The organism is Dechloromonas sp. A34, from assembly GCF_026261605.1.
GTDB lineage: Bacteria > Pseudomonadota > Gammaproteobacteria > Burkholderiales > Rhodocyclaceae > Azonexus.
Window position 1 is genome coordinate 4,164,451 of sequence record NZ_CP102486.1, and the last position, 17,044, is coordinate 4,181,494.

Sequence of the window (17,044 nt, forward strand, 5' to 3'; positions counted from 1 at the left end):
ATCTAGTTCCGAATCCCCCGACATGCTGGGTACTGTGAGCACCCCCAAAACGAATTACCTGCATTGGCACCGGACTTCGCAGTACGACGAACCATTGAATGGCCACATTTTGGGCATGAAGGAACGTCAGTATCAGCGGAGACATCGTCTTTATTCTTCCGCATTGCCGATACACCAGCGCCAATCAGGAATGCCAACGGTACGACGTACTGCAGAACACCTGAAATCGTTGCCCAAACCCCGCTAACAACACCATCCCCCATCGTCTTCCCCATCGCCTTGAGTTCGGCAGGATTCATCGTTAATGGGGACTTGCTCGCGAAGTAGTGGAAAACCAAGTAAGCAACGACGGCCAGGCCTACTCCAACTTGCCACGGCAAATGTGCCGAAATTTCCATAAGGTCTTCGATAACACTAGATTTCTTCCGTGCCATACCTTCTGCTCTTCAATGACAATTGAAAGCATGATTTTGGCTGGAATGCATACGGCTTAGCAAGCTAAAACGGCCTACCTGCTGCCCTTTGAGAAGCCCCTACCCTCCTTCTGCGTGCCTGGTTATTGGACTCGGTGGTTTGAATCGTTTCTTTATGGCGGCACTTCGGAAATCGATTGCAGCTCATAAATGCCCCATACGGACCAGACTTCTGAACCATGAATCCTTCCCCACAGTTCGGGCAGACCTTGGCCTCGTCAACATCACCGTCCAAATCAAGAACTTGAAGGTTGTAGTCTTTAACTAGCTCAGCAATAAAGGGAGACTCTTTGTGGGCAAGCGTTATCAAGGTCACAGAGACCTTCGCACGCGTCAGAGCCACGTAGAACAACCGCCGCTCTTCAGCATCCTCAAAGGAATCTCCGCCAGGCATCGCCAGTTGCAGCACCGGGTCATCTTCAATTCGGCTCGGGAACCCCAATGTCTCCGAGGTCATCCGCGGGACAATGACGTGGTCTGCTTCCAAGCCCTTTGAGGAATGAGCAGTTATGAATTCAACCTGGACTCGGCTATCTGTACCTACCGGGAGGTGTTCCCGCTCTTTACGGTAGCGTCCGAGCACATAAATGCGAAGAATCTTGCTCGGTGTTGAAAGCTCGTTGGCCAACTCCTGTATCCGCTTGGCAATAGCGGCTTGAATCTTAGCCTCTTCATTGACCCGAATTATTCGGACTGGCAGCGCAACATTTGGCTTGCCTGACAGAACCTTCTTTCGTAGCTGCTTCGGATTCCTCTGTACAAACGAACTACTGATGTCACATAGCGATTGTGGGCACCTGAATGTGGTTTCTAACTTCAGAGTAACAGCCTTGCCAAACTTGGCCTCGAAATCAGTCATTACGGCCAAGTCCGAACCAGCGAACCGGTTGATGCTCTGCCAATCGTCACCCACGGCAAACAAGCATCGCCCTGGCGCGTTCAACAAGCTGGCAACCAAGCGAGCACGCGCTTGGCTGACGTCTTGAAACTCATCAACCATTACGAGCTCATAGGGGCTTTCCCATCGGCCAGATTCAACACAATCGGCGGCCTGCCCAAGCATGTCCTCGAAGTCGATACAGTTTTCAGTTCTGAGACGTGCCTCCCATGCAGCCCAAACCATTTCAAACAGGTTCAGAAACATTTGATGGCGGAATTTGAAGCGGCCAGCCACACCGGCTTCAAGTCGCTGCTTCAAGGTCGCAACGGATAGTTGGTTGCTCTTGACGTGGGTTAGAAACGCTCTGAAAGTACGAGCCAGCCGAGGATTCTCAATCGGTTTTCGGCCCCTACCTTCTCGGTCAGGATTAGGGTCAAGTTTGACTCCAAGGCGAGTCAGTTCTTTGGCGAGATACCTGAAGGCCTTGCCGCTCCACAGGTCGGCCATGGTCGTTTCCAGAAGCGTTGTGCCATTGGCTGTATGGATTTGGCGCTTCCAAGCCATTCCGTCTTTGTAGCCCTGAAACTCGGGCGGAGGCTCTCCCTTCTCGTCGACCGCCCAGTGTTCAAGGTAGGCATCGAGTTCGGGTAGATAGAAGTCCGGCTGGTATTGGCGGTGCTGAGCGTTGGCGGTGTCCACACGATAGGCAGTTTCATACTCGTATTTCACCCCGTTGTAGAACAACCAGTTGGCAATGAACTGCTCGCCACGGCTTTTTACCACCTCTCCGTTCAGTGTCCAGAAACCAGCTTGCTTTCGCTCTCGGTCCCATGAGTCAGGCGCATCCTGCTCCTTGCCGAACTTCGGTAAATCCTGCCCCAGAACGACCCGGAACAAGTCCCACTTAGCCCTGAATGTCTCATCACTGTCCTTGAGCTCATCAACTAACTCGAGAAGCATTTCCAAGTCTCGGCCGGTTTCCAACCACGACGGAACACTTGGTTTCTTTCCAGTCGCCGCCCCTATGACATCGAGTCCGAACGCATGGAATGTCTTGGCAGCGACCTTGTCAGCAGGCAATTCCAGCAGCAAAAGACGGTTCTTGATACGCTCACGCAGTTCCGCTGCCGCATCCTTATTGAAGGCGAGAAGCAAGATTTTCTCGGGTTCGAAGTACCCTTTTTTTAAGGCGAATCCAGCTTTGGCGACCATGGTCGAGGTCTTGCCAGAACCTGCTGAAGCAACCAGCAGGACACGATTGTCAAAACAGATAACGGCCTTGGCTTGCTCCTCAGTCAATGGTGATTTTTCGACTTGCTCAAAGAACAGCTTGTATTCCTCGAGCTCACGAGCGAGGTGGCGTTCATTGATGCCGTCAGCGAGTTCGCTGAAATTGCGTCGCCAGAGTGAAACGGTATCTTGTACTGACTGGGGCCGCGTTTCGAGGTGCCGAACAACTTCGGGTTCATTAAGTAGTTCCGCCAGGCCTTTGGGCTTAAGGCCAGACTGGGCTTGCTTGAATTCATGCGTTAGCCACCCCTTGGTTGCCAACTGTGCTTTGCTTGCCCCACGTGCAGCGCTTGCCCAAGCTACAACCGGTTGAATTGCATTCTCGAAATCTCTTATTAGTTCAGCAACGCGAACTTGCCTGATAGCTTGAGCAATTGCCTGCGTAATCTCTTTCGCAGCAGCATTTGGGATGCCATCCAGAAAGGTGCGCCCCCCATCTGCAAGAGACATTGAGATAGCGGACCAAAAGGTACCAGGAGTAACTTGTATCTTTCTTAGCTCAAGCACAGGCCCGTCGTGCTTTTGCCCCCCAGTAAGAGTTGGAATCTCCCGGCGGTTAACGTGAACTCCCAGTCTGGTGACCGAGTAATCAATCTCCCGAATGCCGATGGCTTCCAGCTTTTTTGAGTTGATGTCATCTGTTAGCGCTTCAGTTCATGACTAAGCACCTACAAATTAGACCAGTAGGTAGAGAAAATCAGCGCAGTTCGAACAAATCGACATTTGGTAACCTTTATTTTGTTTAGTTAATACCCCTGACCCAATATGGCCGTTCGCGGCCGCTAGGGCTACTGGCTGCTTCGCGCTGATAACGGACTGCCCTTGGTTCCTATTCCCTCAACGCTGCGGCTAGTTGCTACCAGAAATCCCCTACAAGATAGGGAATGAGTGGCGGATTATTGGGGTCGCCCTTAACAAGGTGTCGACTGTTAATCGGCAGGTCGATATCGTCAGGCACGGCATTGAATTCGTTGTCGATGATGACGAACTGAGTCTCGACCAGCTCCCCTGCGGCAAGCTCATAAACCAATCGGAAGAACGCCGCGATGACCTCGGGGTTCTCGACCGAGCTGACATTCTTGGTTGGCGTGTCAATGATGAGCACCGGAGGCAACCTAGCGTCGTCTGCTCGCGCGCAGACCCGATGCAAGGCCAGCGCGTAGCAAGTCTTGAACAGTGCCTTCATTCCTCCGCTTCCAGCGTTGTCAAAGGAAAGCACCACAAGCGCTTCCTCCACGCCTAAGGGAATGCGAGGATAAAAAGTCGCGGGGTCAATCTCAACTCGGTAGTCCGCTCTGACGTCTGGAAACTTCGCCCGCACCAAGCAGTCTAAAAAAAGTTCGCCCAGCAACTCAACGTTCTTTCGGTCGTTGAAAGCCGACTTCTTAGCGTCCTCCAGCTTGACCCTTAACTCGGCTTCGTCAATCTTCAATGCCTCCGCCTGCGCCTGTTGCTCTTGAAGTACGTCTGGCAGCTTTCGGTATCTCAGCATCGCATCAAGTCGCTGCTCCAGAGTGGCTACGACGCGCTCGTGTTGCAACGCCTGAGAGAGGAACGCTGAGTCGTACTCCTTTAGCCTGACCTCCAGCGAACGGTCCACTGCGCTGCGCTGCGCTGATATCTCGGCAGCGCGAAGCTGCACGGAACGCTTTTGAGCGCGCATACGCGCCAAGGTCTCGTTCAGCTCTGTTTGGCGAGCTCGCAGGTCCTCGTTGACCACGGATTCGCCGAGCGCCCCTACTGCATCGGTGATGTGCTCAGGCTGTCCACAAACCGCGCAGAGCCTGGCCTCGCGGTTCGGGAGGGTTTGGGTGCATCGAGGGCAAGACGAAAAATCAACGCCTCCCAGAACCATCCGCGCGGAAGCTGTTCGCTGAAAGCGAACCGAAAGCATCTGAAGTTCGTTGGTGTGACGCTCAAGCTCGCCGATGCGGAGGTCGATGTCTGACGAGGCCTGCTCAAGCGCAATTTGTTCTTGGGCAAGGCGTCGCGCGTGGTCACGTAGTTCCTCCGCAGCATGCGGCGCTGGCGAGCGTTGCTGCCTCGCGGCCTGTGCGGCCGCCTGCGCGCGGTCGATTTCAGCCTTGGTTGATTCAATCTTATCGTCATAGGCATTGATGTCATCCAAGCCAGCATCCATCAGCGCCTTTGCAAGCGCCTGAGCGCCAGACAACAGCCCCAAGCGTTGCTCGCGGACTTCCTGAAGGCGTGACTCCAACTCTGCGACCTGTTCCGTACGGTAGCCGAGGACATATCGCAAAGCATCGACGCTTTTTGCACGAATTGCGTAGTTGTCAGAGTCCAGTCTGAAGAAGACGTTGTCCATCCCCTCCTGGTCGAGATAGCAAAAACGGAACAGGTCCCGAAAGCTCAAGCGCTCGAGCCGCTCGTCGGGTGTTCCCTTACGCCGACGCACGTATGGCGGCTCCTCTTTCGCCAGGTGGAATAGCAGGTCCGACAAAACTGTGACACCCGAGTCGGGCAAAACTTCGTTTGTCCCTTTCCTTGCCGGAATCAGAACCTGCAGAGTCTCATTCCCCTCTTGCCAGACTGCTATTACCTGACTCGAGTCCCTGTCACGATACAAGGTCACGGGGACGTCGTTGACCGACACCTCCAAAGCTGCCGAGACCATTTCCGCCTGCAAAGCAGGCGTCCAGGCATAGCTGCCACCAAGGCAAAAGTCGATAAGCCGTCCAATACTCGATTTTCCGGACCCGATGGGGCCAAAGAAGTAGACAACACCCGGCAAGTCGATTCGCTCAATTGACTTGTGGAGCGACAGATGCAGCTTCTTTAAAGCAAGTCTCATATGGCGATTTCCTCTCCCCACTTCATGTCGGTCAATTCAGGGAACGTTGCATAGATAAAGTTCTTCAAGTCCGTCCCACTGCGATTGCCAAAGTTCTTTGCCACTAGCTTCGCGCGGGTGGCAAGGTCTTCAAGTGGTTCCTGGTCAGCGAGTGCGGTAGCCATAGCTTGCCCCTCCGGCGTAGGCCAGAGTTGAACCGTCTTGCCCTTAACGTCTACAGCCACGAGCCCTCGGGCCGCCATCAACGCGACCCACCGGCGATATCTATGGTCCCAGGGGCCGTATCGGAACCGAACCATCTTGCTTTCAATGGTCGTGCGCTCAAAATCGGCCACTTCTGCCTTGGCCGGGTCCTTCCCGGCAGACGTCAACGCGCGCTCAAGGCAGTTGGGATAACGCAGAAGAAAGTCCAGCTTTGCGAGCTTCGTTAACCCCTCAATAGGCCGACCTTTGTTGCCCGCGTGCGAAGCCATCAGCAGTAGCAGCCGTGAGATGTGCAAGTTGTCGTCCCGTTCTGTCGCGGCGAGCGCACGTGCAAGTTCAAGCGCCATCTTGTGCCTCCCCTTCCAGCGGGGTGCCCCATGCGAACTTACATTCTCCTGAAAGCATGCCGGCGATGCCCATCAGGGTGTCTTTCGGCTCACGACACACGCGCTCAGGCTCCTCCTTCGCAAGGGTGTCCATTCGCTGCAGGATTTGCTTGTAAATCGCGAGACCATGCGTCTTCTCGTCGGCATGGTCAAAGGCCATCGCCTCGATGTCCTTACACTCGACCAGTACAGTGCTGACGAGTTGGTTTGAGATGGCGTCAAAGCCCTCGGGCTCCAGCAAGGCCCGCTCCATCAAACGTTGGTCTGCTGAGTCCATGCGCATGCGCAATGGCTCAAACTGACTGCCGAGGTAGGCATTGCGCATTTTCCGTTTCAGCACTTCGGCTCGACCAGTCGTGGCACCGATGTCTATACCCGCTCCGCTGTCGACAAATCGGAAGGTTGGCTGTCGAACCCTAGCCATTAATTCGGCCGCCGACTCTGGAGTTATGCATTTGCCTCGAATTGCAGCATCAGGCCGACCATTCGTAGCGAGATACGCTACAGCGCCGTCTATCCCATCGACTCGCAATCTGCAGGCTGCTTGAACAAGCGCTATCAGCTCATCCCTCAAGCGGCAGCACGAGACCGTTGTCAGCCCGGCGCAACCAGGCAGCTCCGGAATAATCGAGGCAGCAAATGTGTCGTCATACCCCCTGAGGACTGGGCCCTGCGCGAATCTAAGCTTGCGCAGGACTTGGAAGAGCACGGTTGCGTCGCAGCCGGTCTTGCCGAGCAACCCTGTAAAGGCCGCCTTGTATGGTTCTTCCACCTCGGAATGGGTCGAGACGCGGGAACAGCACTGAATGAGGCGGTCAGGGCTCGCCGCAAGCGAGTCTTTCCTTTTTGTCGTTGCGGCAGGCACATAGGGGGCCGCATTTGAGATGAACTCGTAGCCGTCAATGACAGTTCCATGCGTCCTCTCGAAAACACAGAACCGCGCGACAGAGTCAACCAGCGCATCGTCACTCCAACGCCAGCGGGCGTTCTCGCGGCTGTCCGTTTTGACCTGGACTGCAATGCACCGGCCGGCTGGCAACTCCAGCAGGTAGTCTTCATGATGCTCGCACCACAGAGCGCGAATTGTACGGTTGCCGGTAAGGCTCTGCGCCAGTAGCCACACGCCAATGGCCCATTGATAGCGAAACCGCTCTTGGGTTTCATCTCCTCGGTCCGAGGGCGTTGTCGCAAGTCCATCGACCTGTTCCGGCAACCCTAGGGGCAAGGGTTCATTTTTCGTCCGTTCCATCTGTACCCATCCCGGAATAACATCCTGCGCTTTGTGCAAGCATCCGACTCAGGCTGCTACCTGACAATTTGGTTGACCCGAGCACGGGCCGGTGCGCATTGCCCACCGCCACTGAAGACCTGCATCGAATGCTAATTGGACGTTGCCCCGTCTGTGGCGCCTTTCTGCAACCACCGACATTCACGAAGTAGCGGCGAGCGCGCCTATCAGCCCGAACCAGTCGGCCGGGGGAATATACGCAAAGGCTCCTCATGGCCGATAGCTGCCATACTAGCACAAAGGCATAATCGGCCGCTTCGGCTGAGTTACATGCGTACGCTGCCGGGCAGGTTTCTGAGAGAAGCAGCCGTTCAAATAGCTGCATCCCCAGTTTTTTGAACATCAACTTCTGGCCGATTGCCGACTAATAGGGATGGTGGCGCGACGCTACGGAGCATTAGATGGCAGTGAAACAATAGCTGACCAACTTCATCAGCCGTTACGACTCTATTCTTGGAAGTTAGGACTTTATTTCCAAGGTAACGACTTTATTTAGGTCACCCATTAACCGAGCGCGGCCAGCCGCGCTTTGGGCCCTGGCGGATGCCTGATGAAGTACTGCCGAACGCCCCGCACGATAGCTTCAGCCAATTTTTCCTGATAGGCGTCATCATTGAGCCGGCGCTCTTCTTCCGGGTTGGAAATGAAGGCGGTCTCGATCAGCGCCGAAGGAATATCCGGCGCCTTGAGCACGGCAAAACTGGCCTGCTCAACATTGTTCTTGTGCAGCGTATTGACCGCCCCCAGTTCACCGAGCAGGTACTTGCCCAGCTTCAGGCTGTCGGCGATGGTGGCGGTTTGCGACAGATCGAGCAGCGTGCGGGCTAGGAACAGGTCCTTGGCGCCGAGATTGACCCCGCCGACCAGATCGGCCTGATTCTCGCGCTGGGCGAGCAGACGGGCCTGGGTGCTCGAAGCGCCGCGCTCAGAGAGGACGAAGACAGACGAACCACGGGCATCCGGCTTGATCCAGGCATCGGCATGGATCGACAGGAAGAGGTCGGACTGCACCCGCCGCGCCTTCTGGACGCGCATCTGCAGCGGCACAAAGAAATCGGAATCGCGGGTCAGCACGGCCCGCATGTTGGGTTCGGCATCGATGCGCGCCTTCAGGCGCCGGGCGACTTCAAGCGTGACGTTCTTTTCATAGGAGCCGCCCTTGCCGATGGCGCCAGGGTCTTCGCCGCCATGACCGGGATCGAGCGTGATGGTTACCATGCGGTCGACAATCGGCTTCCCGGATTTCTTGGTGGTATGAACCTCCGGGGCCTCGGGCGTCTTGGCCGGGGTCTTGTCGGGCAAGGGTTCGGGCTCGACTTTCATCGGCTCGACTGCATCCTGGCGGCCTTCAAGCAGCGCCATCATCGGGTCCGGCGGATTGACCGGGTACACGTCGAGCACCAGGCGATGGCCGTATTCGCCGGCCGGGGCCAGCGAAAACACCTGCGGGTTGACCTTGCCCTTGAGCTCCATGACCAGGCGCACGACACCCGGTTTGAAGCGGCCGGCGCGCAGCAGCTTGATATTCGGATCGTCGGTCGCCACCTTGCGGGCCAGGCTGTCGAGCACGCTGTTGAATTCGACGCCTTCGATATCGACCACCAGGCGGTCCGGGTTATCGACCGTGAAATGCGTGTATTTGATTGGGGCGTCATGTTCGAGCGTGACGCGGGTGTAATCGGCGGCCGGCCAGATGCGCACGGCGAGCACCGAGGGCAGCTTCGCCGCGGCACCGGCCAGCGGCGAAACCGAAAGTATCAGCGAGGCGCCGGCGTAGCGGAGGAGCTGCCGTCGTCCATGGCTGAGACCAGCCCTTTTATGCATTGCGTCCCTTCCGGTGTATCTGCCACGGCCTCGAGGAGACGCCCGAGACCCGCATGATGAAGGCGCAGCCGCAAGTCTGGCGACGGAACGCAGCCTTCAGCACGTTCCGGCCACTCGACCAGGCAGACCGCAGTATCGTTAAAGTATTCGTCAAAGCCCGCATCGGAGAACTCCTCTGGTGACTCGAAACGATAAAAATCAAAGTGATATAAGTATAAGCTCGAAATTACGTAAACTTCAACCAGTGAATAAGTCGGACTTTTCACCGGCCCGGCGTGACCCAGGGCGCGAATCAGCGCCCGCACCAGGGTTGTCTTGCCGGCGCCGAGGTCGCCTTCGAGAAATATCACCAGCCCGGGCTGCAACTGCGGGGCCAACGCTTCGCCCAGGCGCTGGGTCGCCGCCTCGTCGGGCAATTGGAAAACGGCGGTAACATCGGGGCTATGCACGATCAGGACTCCACGGTGGATTACGTAGCGCTCAAGGAAAAAATCCGCGCCGCCGGCCACGAACTCGGCTTTGCCGCCGTCGGCGTGGCCCGGGCCGACCCCGGCCCGGCGGCTGAACGCCTGCGCCAGTGGCTGGCCGAGGGTTGCCACGGCGAAATGGATTATATGGCCCGCCACGCCGAATTGCGCGCCCAGCCGGCCATGCTGCACCCCGGCACGCTGACCGCGATCACCACCGCACTCGACTACCTGCCCCATACCCGAACCGCCGACCAGCCGGAGCAGGCGGCGATTTCGCGCTACGCCCAGGGACGGGACTACCACAAGGTCGTGCGCAGCCGGCTGCAGAAACTGGCCGACGCGATCACCGCCATCGTCGGCCCCTTCGGCTACCGGGTTTTTTCCGATTCAGCCCCGGTCATGGAGGTCGAATATGCCCAACAGGCGGGCCTCGGCTGGCGCGGCAAGCACACCTTACTGCTCTCGAAGCAGGGCTCCTGGCGCTTCCTCGGCGAAATCTATACCGACCTGCCTCTGCCGCCCGACGCACCGGTCGAAGAACACTGCGGCACCTGCACGGCCTGCCTGGCGGCCTGCCCGACCGGCGCCATCGTCGCCCCCTACAAGGTCGACGCCCGGCGCTGCATTTCCTACCTGACCATCGAACTTGCCGGACCGATTCCCGAGGAGTTCCGCCCGCTGATCGGCAACCGTATCTACGGCTGCGACGATTGCCAGCTGTGCTGTCCGTGGAACCGCTTCGCCCAGCTCGGCGACCCGGAATTCGCGCCGCGCCATGGCCTCGATAGCGCCAGCCTGGTCGATCTGTTCGGCTGGAACGAACAACAGTTCAACGACCGCCTGGCCGGCAATCCGATCCGCCGTATCGGGCATGAGCGGTGGTTACGGAACATTGCTGTGGCGCTGGGTAACGCGAAACCGACGCCGGCGGCGCTGACGGCACTCTGCCAGCAGGCCGATAACCCGTCATCCTTGGTGCGCGAACACGTCGCCTGGGCACTGAGCCGGCTGACCGCCCAGCCGCCCGGCTAGTTGCCCTGGGCGACCGGCCGGGCCGGATCGGCACACCACTCACTCCAGGAGCCGGGATAGAGCCGGGAACCTGACAAGCCTGCGATTTCCATGGCGAGGATGTTGTGGCAGGCGGAAATCCCCGAACCGCAGTGATGCACGACCAGTTCTGGCGACTGGCCGGCGAGAAGGGCCAGCCATTCGGCGCGCAGGTCGGCAGCCGGCTTGAAGCGACCGTCGGCCTGCAGATTGAGCTGGAAGAAACGGTTGACCGCCCCCGGAATATGGCCCGCAACCGGATCGATGGTCTCGTTCTCGCCCCGGAAGCGATCCGGACCGCGGGCGTCGATCAGGTACAGGCGCGAAGTGGCTAGGAAGGTCTGGACGTAACCGGCATCGACTAGGGCATCGCGCATCGTGACAACAAAAGTGGCCGGACGGAGCGGCGGCAATTCGCTGGACAGGGCATGATCCGCTGCCACCCAAGCTTGCAGGCCACCGTCAAGCAGCGCCACCCGGTCATGGCCAAGCCAGCGCAACAGCCACCACAGGCGGCCGGCGACCATGCCCTGGGCGTCGTCGTACACCACGACCTGGGTCTGCGGCCCGACGCCGATTTCGCCCAGGCGCGCGGCCAGTTTTTCCGGATCGGGTAAGGGATGGCGACCGTTCTTGCCGGTCATCGGCCCTGATAGGTCGCGGTCGCAATGCAGGAAGGCGGCGCCGGGAATGTGCCCGGCACCATAGGCTTGTTCGCCGTAGGCGGTATTGGCCAACTGGTGGCGGACATCGATGATCCGCCAGTCCGGGTCATCGAGATGCGCCTTCAGGGTGGCGGCATCGATCAGGGTCGTGTAGCTCAAGCCGCTTCCTCCAACCAGGCCTTGGCGTCCTCCGCATTGTCGAAGACTTCGACGTCGGCATTGACGAAGGTCTGCGACAGCCAGGCGCTCCAGGTCACCCACTGGCTTTCGGTGACGACGGCGACCCGCTTGAAATCGTTGGCGTGGGCCCGCGAAAACTTGATTTCTTCCCAGGCGACGTCAAGCGTCAGATCGGCCATCTGGCTCAAATCGAAATAGAGATCGACCGGCCCCTCGAACTTGATCTTGAAATTGACGACTTCCTCGAATTCCTTGTAGTCGGCCAGGGTGAATTCGCCGAACACGGATACGCTGACACGGCTGGGTTGATGGTCGATGACGATCATGATCTGACTCCGTTGTTGTTTGTCTCAGTTTAACGCCGATTAATCCTGTTCCACCGGGCTGGCGCGGGAAAAATGCGTCGCCGCGATGCCAGACAGGATGATCAGCCCGATCGCGAACCAGGCCGCGCCATCGAGCACTTCGCCCCAGAACAGCGCGCCAAACAGGCTGGAAAAAATCACCGTGCTGTAAGCCAGCGCCGCCGACATCAGGGTCTTGCCCCGGGTGTAGGCGCGGGTCATGGCGAGTTGGGCGGCGGTGGCGAAGCTGGCGACGCCGAGCAACAACAGGCCGCTGCGCAGGTCGACCGCATGCAGCTCGCTGAACAGCAGCCAGAGCCCAGCGCAGACCGAGGAAACCAGCGCAAAATAGAAAACCGTCCGCGTCTCCGGCTCGCCGCGCGCCCCTAATTCGCGGACGCTGAAATAGGCCATCCCGGCCATTACTCCGGAGGCCAGGCCGACCAGGCCGCCGACCAGCTGATCGGCATGCAGCGTCGGGCGCAGCAGCAGCACGACGCCGAGCAGGCCGACGACCAGGGCGCCGAGGATGCCTACCCGCAGGCGCATGCCGGCCAAGGCCAGGTAGAAGGCGAGAAAGATCGCCGAGGTGTAGTTCAGCGTCACCGCCGTCGCCAGCGGCAACAGGGTGATCGCATAGAAATAGCCGAACAGGGCGACGAAACCAACCACGCCGCGGCTGATCTGCCAGCGCCAGTGCGTGGTTTGCAGGGAGACCCCGCGCAGCCGGACCAGCCCGAACATCAGGATCAGCGAGATGAAGCTGCGGTAGAAGGTGATCTCGACCGCCGAATGCGTCGCCGCGGCGAATTTGACGCAGACGCCCATGCAGGCGAACAGGAAACTGGCGGCGATCATCCACAACGATTGCATGGCGGCTCGAAAGTAAAAAGGCGCCGGATTTTACCCCGACGCCTTGTTGCAGCACCGCTCGCGCTTAACGCGCCTCGATCTGCTGCTGCATGATCTGGCGATAGAACTCGTGGAAGTGCTGCATGCCGTCCTCCATCGGGCTCTGGTAGGGGCCGACTTCGTTGCGCCCTTCCTTGAGCAGGGCATAGCGGCCGCGATCCATGCGCTCGCCGATGTCGTCGTCTTCGATCGCCGTTTCCATGTAGGCGGCGCGTTCGGCCTCGATGAAGTCGCGTTCGAAATCGACGATTTCTTCCGGGTAATAGAACTCGACGACGTTCAGCGTCTTGTTCACGCCCTGCGGAATCACCGTCGACACGACCAGCACGTGCGGGTACCACTCGACCATGATGTTCGGAAAATAGGTCAGCCAGATGGCGCCGTGCTCGGGCGTCTTGCCCTCATTGCCGTAAATGTCGCGGACCGCCTTCTGCCAGCGTTCATAGACCTTGGAACCGGACTTCTGCAGCGAGGTGATGCCGACCCGCTGCACCGAATACCAGTCGCCGAACTGCCAGGTCAGGTCGTCGCAGGTGACGAAATTACCCAGGCCCGGGTGATAGGGCGCGACGTGGTAATCCTCAAGATAGACCTCGATGAAGGTCTTCCAGTTGTAATTGCACTCGTGCATCTCGACATGGTCGAGCTTGTAGCCGGTGAAATCGAGCTGATTGGCGACCTTCATGCCGGCCAGGTCGGCCGTCGCCGAACGCGGGCCCTTGAAGAGCAGGCCGTTCCAGTTTTCCAGCTTGGCCTTGTTGAGGTTCAGGCAGGGATTCTGCGGAAAATGCGGCGCCCCGATCAGCTGGCCGCCGGTATCGTAGGTCCAGCGATGAATCGGGCAGACGATATTGCCCGGCACCTTGCCCGAGCCCTGGAGCATGATCGCCTGGCGGTGGCGACAGACGTTCGACATCTGCCAGATGCCGGCATGCTCGCCCTCGGCGCCGCCGTTGAGCAGCATCTGACCGTGGTCCTTCCACTCCAGCGAACGGAAATCACCCGCTTCCGGCACCATCAGCTGGTGGCCGACATAGCCGGGACCGGCATCGAAGATGAGCTTCTTCTCCAGCTCGAAAATCTTCTCGTCGAAATACCAGTCCACCGGCAGTTGGGAAACTGCTGGGGCCAAACGGGACAAAGTCGCCACGTTGGACATTCCATGCCTCCAGCGGGTTAAAAGATGAGATTTTACCCTCCCGTCGATTTGACCAGAAGCCCTCGGATAGAGTATTTTCGCCTGTTTCCCCGAAACGCGTTGACATGGATCATTCACCCATCGCCGACATGAAATTCGAGACGGCGCTCGCCGAACTCGAAAGCATTGTCCAGAGCATGGAAGGCGGCAAGCTCGAACTCGAAGCGTCGATCGCCGCCTATCGTCATGGCATGGAACTGATGAAGCACTGCCAGGCGCAACTGGCCGATGCCGAGGCGCAGATCCGCATTCTTGAAAACGGCCAGTTCAAGGACGTCGACCGCGCGACGCTGGAGGCGCCGTGAGCGCCAACACCTTTGCCGAGTGGATGGCGGCAACCCAAGCCCGGGTCGAAACCGCCCTCGCCCGCCACCTGCCCGGCTCGGACTGCATCCCGGCCCGCCTCCACGATGCCATGCGCTATGCCACGCTGGGCGGCGGCAAACGCGTCCGCCCGCTGCTTGCCTTCGCGGCCGGCGAACTGACCGGCGCCACGCCGGACAAGCTCGATACCGTGGCCTGTGCCGTCGAGATGATCCACGCCTATTCGCTGGTCCATGACGACCTGCCCTGCATGGACGACGATGTGCTGCGTCGCGGCCGCCCGACCTGCCATGTCGAATTCGACGAACCGACCGCCCTGCTCGTCGGCGACAGCCTGCAGACGCTGGCCTTCGAACTGCTGGCCAGCCAGCCGACCGCCGAGCCAGCCCGCCAGCTCGAAATGATCACCCTGCTCGCCCACGCCAGCGGCTCGCGCGGCATGGCTGGCGGCCAAGCAATCGACCTCGGCTCGGTCGGCAAGGCGCTGAACCAGCCTGAACTCGAACTGATGCACGCCCTCAAGACCGGTGCCCTGATCCGCGCCGCCGTGCTGCTCGGCGCCTTGGCCGGCAACCCGCTTTCCGCCGAAGAAAGAGCCAATCTCGACCGTTTCGCCAAACGCGCCGGCCTGCTCTTCCAGGTCGTCGACGACATTCTCGACTGCACGGCGAGCACCGCCACGCTGGGCAAAACCGCCGGCAAGGACGAGGCCGCCGCCAAGCCGACCTACGTCAGCCTGCTCGGCCTCGATGCCGCCCGCTCCTACGCCGATGAACTGCGCAGCGACGCGCTCGACGCCCTGGCCATCTTCGGCGAGCGCGCGACGCGCCTGACTGAACTGGCCGACTTCATCTGCCATCGGCAATTCTGAAATGACCGTTTCCCGCCTGCTCGAATGCATCAACAGCCCGGCCGACCTGCGCCGGCTGGACCGCAAGCAATTGCCGCAACTAACCGACGAGTTGCGCGGCTTCCTGATCGAGTCGGTCTCTCAGACCGGCGGCCACCTGTCGTCCAATCTCGGCACCGTCGAACTGACGGTTGCCCTGCATTACGTCTTCAACACTCCCGAAGACCGTCTGGTCTGGGATGTTGGCCACCAGTGCTACGCCCACAAGGTGCTGACTGGCCGCCGCGAAGGCATGAGCCGCCTGCGCATGCAGGGCGGCGTCTCCGGCTTCCCCAAGCGCAGCGAGAGCCCCTACGACACCTTCGGCGTCGGCCATTCCTCGACCTCGATCTCAGCCGCGCTGGGCATGGCGCTGGCCGCCAAGCACAAGAGCGAGGAGCGCAAGGCGATCGCCATCATCGGCGATGGCGCGATGTCGGCCGGCATGGCCTTCGAAGCCCTGAACAATGCCGGCGTCGCCGATGCCGACATGCTGGTCATCTTGAACGACAACGAGATGTCGATCTCGCCGCCGGTCGGCGCCCTGAACAACATCCTGACCCGGCTGATGTCCGGCAAGACCTACAACGCGGCCCGCGAAGCCGGCCGCCACATGCTCGGTTTCGCGCCGCCGCTGCTCGAACTGGCGCGCCGCGCCGAGGAACACGTCAAGGGCATGATCGCCCCCGGCACGCTGTTCGAGGAATTCGGTTTCCATTACTACGGCCCGATCGACGGCCACGATCTCGACGCCCTGATCCCGACCCTGGAAAACCTGAAGAAGCTCAAGGGTCCGAAGTTCCTGCATGTGATCACCAAGAAGGGCCAGGGTTACAAGCTGGCCGAAGCCGACCCCATCCTCTATCACGGCGTCGGCAAATTCGCCGCCGGCGAAGGCATCCAGTCCGCCAAGGGGCCGGGCAAGCTGACCTACACCCAGGTCTTCGGCGACTGGCTGTGCGACATGGCCAAGGCCGACTCCCGGCTGGTCGGCATCACCCCGGCCATGCGCGAAGGCTCGGGCCTGGTGCGCTTCGCCTGCGAATTTCCGGACCGCTACTACGATGTCGGCATCGCCGAACAGCATGCCGTGACCTTTGCCGCCGGCCTCGCCTGCGAGGGCCTGAAGCCGGTCGTCGCCATCTACTCGACCTTCCTGCAGCGCGCCTACGACCAGTTGATCCACGACGTGGCGCTGCAAAACCTGCCGGTCGTCTTCGCGGTCGACCGCGGCGGCCTGGTCGGCGCCGACGGCCCGACCCACCACGGCACTTTCGACCTCTCTTTCGTCACCTGCATCCCGAACCTGGTGGTCATGGCACCGGCCGACGAAGCCGAATGCCGGCGCATGCTGTCCACGGCGTTTGCCCTGGATTGCCCGAGCATGGTCCGCTACCCGCGCGGCGGCGGCACCGGTGCCGTGCCGGAAACCAATCTCGACACCCTGCCCGTCGGCAAGGGCGAAATCCGCCGCCAGGGCCAGGGCGTCGCCCTGCTCGCCTTCGGCAGCCTGGTTCCCGCCGCGCTGGCCGCCGGCGAGGAACTCGACGCCACGGTCGCCAACATGCGCTTCGTCAAACCGCTCGATACCGAACTGATTGTCGAGCTAGCCGGGAACCATTCCCTGCTCGTCAGTATCGAAGAAAATGCTGTGATCGGCGGCGCCGGCTCGGAAATCGAGCGGGTGCTGGCGGAACGGGGCATCAAGGTAGCGGTTTTGCGCCTTGGCCTGCCCGACCGCTTCATCGACCATGGCGAACAAGGTCATTTACTGGCCGAACTTGGCCTCGACAAGGATGGCATCGTGCGCGCCGTGCGTGCCCGTACCGTCTCACCATGAATTATTGAAGAACAG

At 59.7% G+C, this 17,044-nt stretch carries 15 protein-coding genes; 4 read left to right on the plus strand and 11 right to left on the minus strand.

The window, feature by feature from the left end; translation table 11 throughout:
- Positions 1 to 2: 2 nt before the first annotated feature.
- The 7 genes from NQE15_RS23950 to tsaE all read right to left on the minus strand — a co-directional run bounded on the left by NQE15_RS23950 (position 3) and on the right by tsaE (position 9,606).
- The gene (locus NQE15_RS23950) at positions 3 to 434 is read right to left on the minus strand and encodes a topoisomerase DNA-binding C4 zinc finger domain-containing protein (protein ID WP_323054918.1); all 432 of its coding nucleotides are present in this window, start codon (positions 432 to 434) and stop codon (positions 3 to 5) included.
- Between the two features lie 64 nt (positions 435 to 498).
- Positions 499 to 3,093 carry a UvrD-helicase domain-containing protein gene (locus tag NQE15_RS20755; RefSeq protein WP_416336483.1) on the minus strand — a complete coding sequence of 865 codons (2,595 nt, stop codon included), beginning with the start codon at positions 3,091 to 3,093 and terminating at the stop codon, positions 499 to 501.
- Positions 3,094 to 3,499: 406 nt separating this feature from the next.
- Complete coding sequence (locus NQE15_RS20760) at positions 3,500 to 5,455, minus strand: hypothetical protein (protein WP_265944330.1); 1,956 nt, start codon at positions 5,453 to 5,455, stop codon at positions 3,500 to 3,502.
- A complete protein-coding gene (locus NQE15_RS20765; protein WP_265944332.1) occupies positions 5,452 to 6,006 on the minus strand; it encodes a hypothetical protein in 555 nt (184 codons plus the stop codon). The genes NQE15_RS20760 and NQE15_RS20765 overlap by 4 nt, the downstream gene beginning before the upstream one ends.
- Positions 5,996 to 7,294 (minus strand): dsDNA nuclease domain-containing protein, encoded by a 1,299-nt coding sequence (locus tag NQE15_RS20770; protein ID WP_265944334.1) that lies wholly within the window; start codon positions 7,292 to 7,294, stop codon positions 5,996 to 5,998. Before NQE15_RS20770 ends, NQE15_RS20765 begins: the two co-directional genes overlap by 11 nt.
- A 543-nt stretch (positions 7,295 to 7,837) precedes the next feature.
- The gene (locus tag NQE15_RS20775; RefSeq protein ID WP_265944336.1) at positions 7,838 to 9,157 is read right to left on the minus strand and encodes an N-acetylmuramoyl-L-alanine amidase; all 1,320 of its coding nucleotides are present in this window, start codon (positions 9,155 to 9,157) and stop codon (positions 7,838 to 7,840) included.
- On the minus strand, positions 9,091 to 9,606 hold the full coding sequence (gene tsaE, locus NQE15_RS20780; RefSeq protein ID WP_265944338.1) for a tRNA (adenosine(37)-N6)-threonylcarbamoyltransferase complex ATPase subunit type 1 TsaE: 516 nt from the start codon (positions 9,604 to 9,606) through the stop codon (positions 9,091 to 9,093). Before tsaE ends, NQE15_RS20775 begins: the two co-directional genes overlap by 67 nt.
- On the opposite strand from tsaE, the gene queG reads away from it, so the two are divergent.
- Positions 9,601 to 10,659, plus strand: coding sequence for a tRNA epoxyqueuosine(34) reductase QueG (queG, locus tag NQE15_RS20785; protein WP_265944340.1), 1,059 nt, complete (start codon positions 9,601 to 9,603; stop codon positions 10,657 to 10,659). The two genes, tsaE and queG, sit on opposite strands and share 6 nt — an antisense overlap.
- Here the strand turns inward: queG and NQE15_RS20790 are convergent.
- The 4 genes from NQE15_RS20790 to NQE15_RS20805 form a co-directional block, all read right to left on the minus strand.
- Positions 10,656 to 11,501 carry a sulfurtransferase gene (locus tag NQE15_RS20790; RefSeq protein ID WP_265944342.1) on the minus strand — a complete coding sequence of 282 codons (846 nt, stop codon included), beginning with the start codon at positions 11,499 to 11,501 and terminating at the stop codon, positions 10,656 to 10,658. The two genes, queG and NQE15_RS20790, sit on opposite strands and share 4 nt — an antisense overlap.
- Positions 11,498 to 11,848 carry an STAS/SEC14 domain-containing protein gene (locus tag NQE15_RS20795; RefSeq protein ID WP_265944344.1) on the minus strand — a complete coding sequence of 117 codons (351 nt, stop codon included), beginning with the start codon at positions 11,846 to 11,848 and terminating at the stop codon, positions 11,498 to 11,500. The genes NQE15_RS20790 and NQE15_RS20795 overlap by 4 nt, the downstream gene beginning before the upstream one ends.
- Before the next feature lie 39 nt (positions 11,849 to 11,887).
- The gene (locus tag NQE15_RS20800; protein WP_265944346.1) at positions 11,888 to 12,739 is read right to left on the minus strand and encodes a DMT family transporter; all 852 of its coding nucleotides are present in this window, start codon (positions 12,737 to 12,739) and stop codon (positions 11,888 to 11,890) included.
- A 64-nt stretch (positions 12,740 to 12,803) separates the two neighbouring features.
- Positions 12,804 to 13,937 (minus strand): aromatic ring-hydroxylating oxygenase subunit alpha, encoded by a 1,134-nt coding sequence (locus tag NQE15_RS20805; RefSeq protein ID WP_265944347.1) that lies wholly within the window; start codon positions 13,935 to 13,937, stop codon positions 12,804 to 12,806.
- A gap of 104 nt (positions 13,938 to 14,041) precedes the next feature.
- Between NQE15_RS20805 and xseB the strand changes: the two genes are divergently transcribed.
- The 3 genes from xseB to dxs are packed head-to-tail and all read left to right on the plus strand — an operon-like array spanning position 14,042 to position 17,029.
- Positions 14,042 to 14,281, plus strand: a complete 240-nt coding sequence (gene xseB / locus NQE15_RS20810) for an exodeoxyribonuclease VII small subunit (RefSeq protein ID WP_265944348.1) — start codon at positions 14,042 to 14,044, stop codon at positions 14,279 to 14,281.
- Entirely contained in the window at positions 14,278 to 15,171 is an 894-nt protein-coding gene (locus NQE15_RS20815) for a polyprenyl synthetase family protein (protein ID WP_265944349.1), read from the plus strand. The genes xseB and NQE15_RS20815 overlap by 4 nt, the downstream gene beginning before the upstream one ends.
- Before the next feature lies 1 nt (position 15,172).
- Positions 15,173 to 17,029, plus strand: a complete 1,857-nt coding sequence (dxs, locus tag NQE15_RS20820) for a 1-deoxy-D-xylulose-5-phosphate synthase (RefSeq protein ID WP_265944351.1) — start codon at positions 15,173 to 15,175, stop codon at positions 17,027 to 17,029.
- Positions 17,030 to 17,044: the final 15 nt, after the last annotated feature.

Coding starts and splice junctions, on each gene's coding strand:
- NQE15_RS23950 (WP_323054918.1), bottom strand. CDS start 434: ATGGCACGGAAGAAATCTAGTGTTATCGAAGACCTTATGGAAATTTCG.
- NQE15_RS20755 (WP_416336483.1), bottom strand. CDS start 3,093: ATGTCTCTTGCAGATGGGGGGCGCACCTTTCTGGATGGCATCCCAAAT.
- NQE15_RS20760 (WP_265944330.1), bottom strand. CDS start 5,455: ATGAGACTTGCTTTAAAGAAGCTGCATCTGTCGCTCCACAAGTCAATT.
- NQE15_RS20765 (WP_265944332.1), bottom strand. CDS start 6,006: ATGGCGCTTGAACTTGCACGTGCGCTCGCCGCGACAGAACGGGACGAC.
- NQE15_RS20770 (WP_265944334.1), bottom strand. CDS start 7,294: ATGGAACGGACGAAAAATGAACCCTTGCCCCTAGGGTTGCCGGAACAG.
- NQE15_RS20775 (WP_265944336.1), bottom strand. CDS start 9,157: ATGCATAAAAGGGCTGGTCTCAGCCATGGACGACGGCAGCTCCTCCGC.
- queG (WP_265944340.1), top strand. CDS start 9,601: ATGCACGATCAGGACTCCACGGTGGATTACGTAGCGCTCAAGGAAAAA.
- NQE15_RS20795 (WP_265944344.1), bottom strand. CDS start 11,848: ATGATCGTCATCGACCATCAACCCAGCCGTGTCAGCGTATCCGTGTTC.
- NQE15_RS20800 (WP_265944346.1), bottom strand. CDS start 12,739: ATGCAATCGTTGTGGATGATCGCCGCCAGTTTCCTGTTCGCCTGCATG.
- NQE15_RS20805 (WP_265944347.1), bottom strand. CDS start 13,937: ATGTCCAACGTGGCGACTTTGTCCCGTTTGGCCCCAGCAGTTTCCCAA.
- xseB (WP_265944348.1), top strand. CDS start 14,042: ATGGATCATTCACCCATCGCCGACATGAAATTCGAGACGGCGCTCGCC.
- dxs (WP_265944351.1), top strand. CDS start 15,173: ATGACCGTTTCCCGCCTGCTCGAATGCATCAACAGCCCGGCCGACCTG.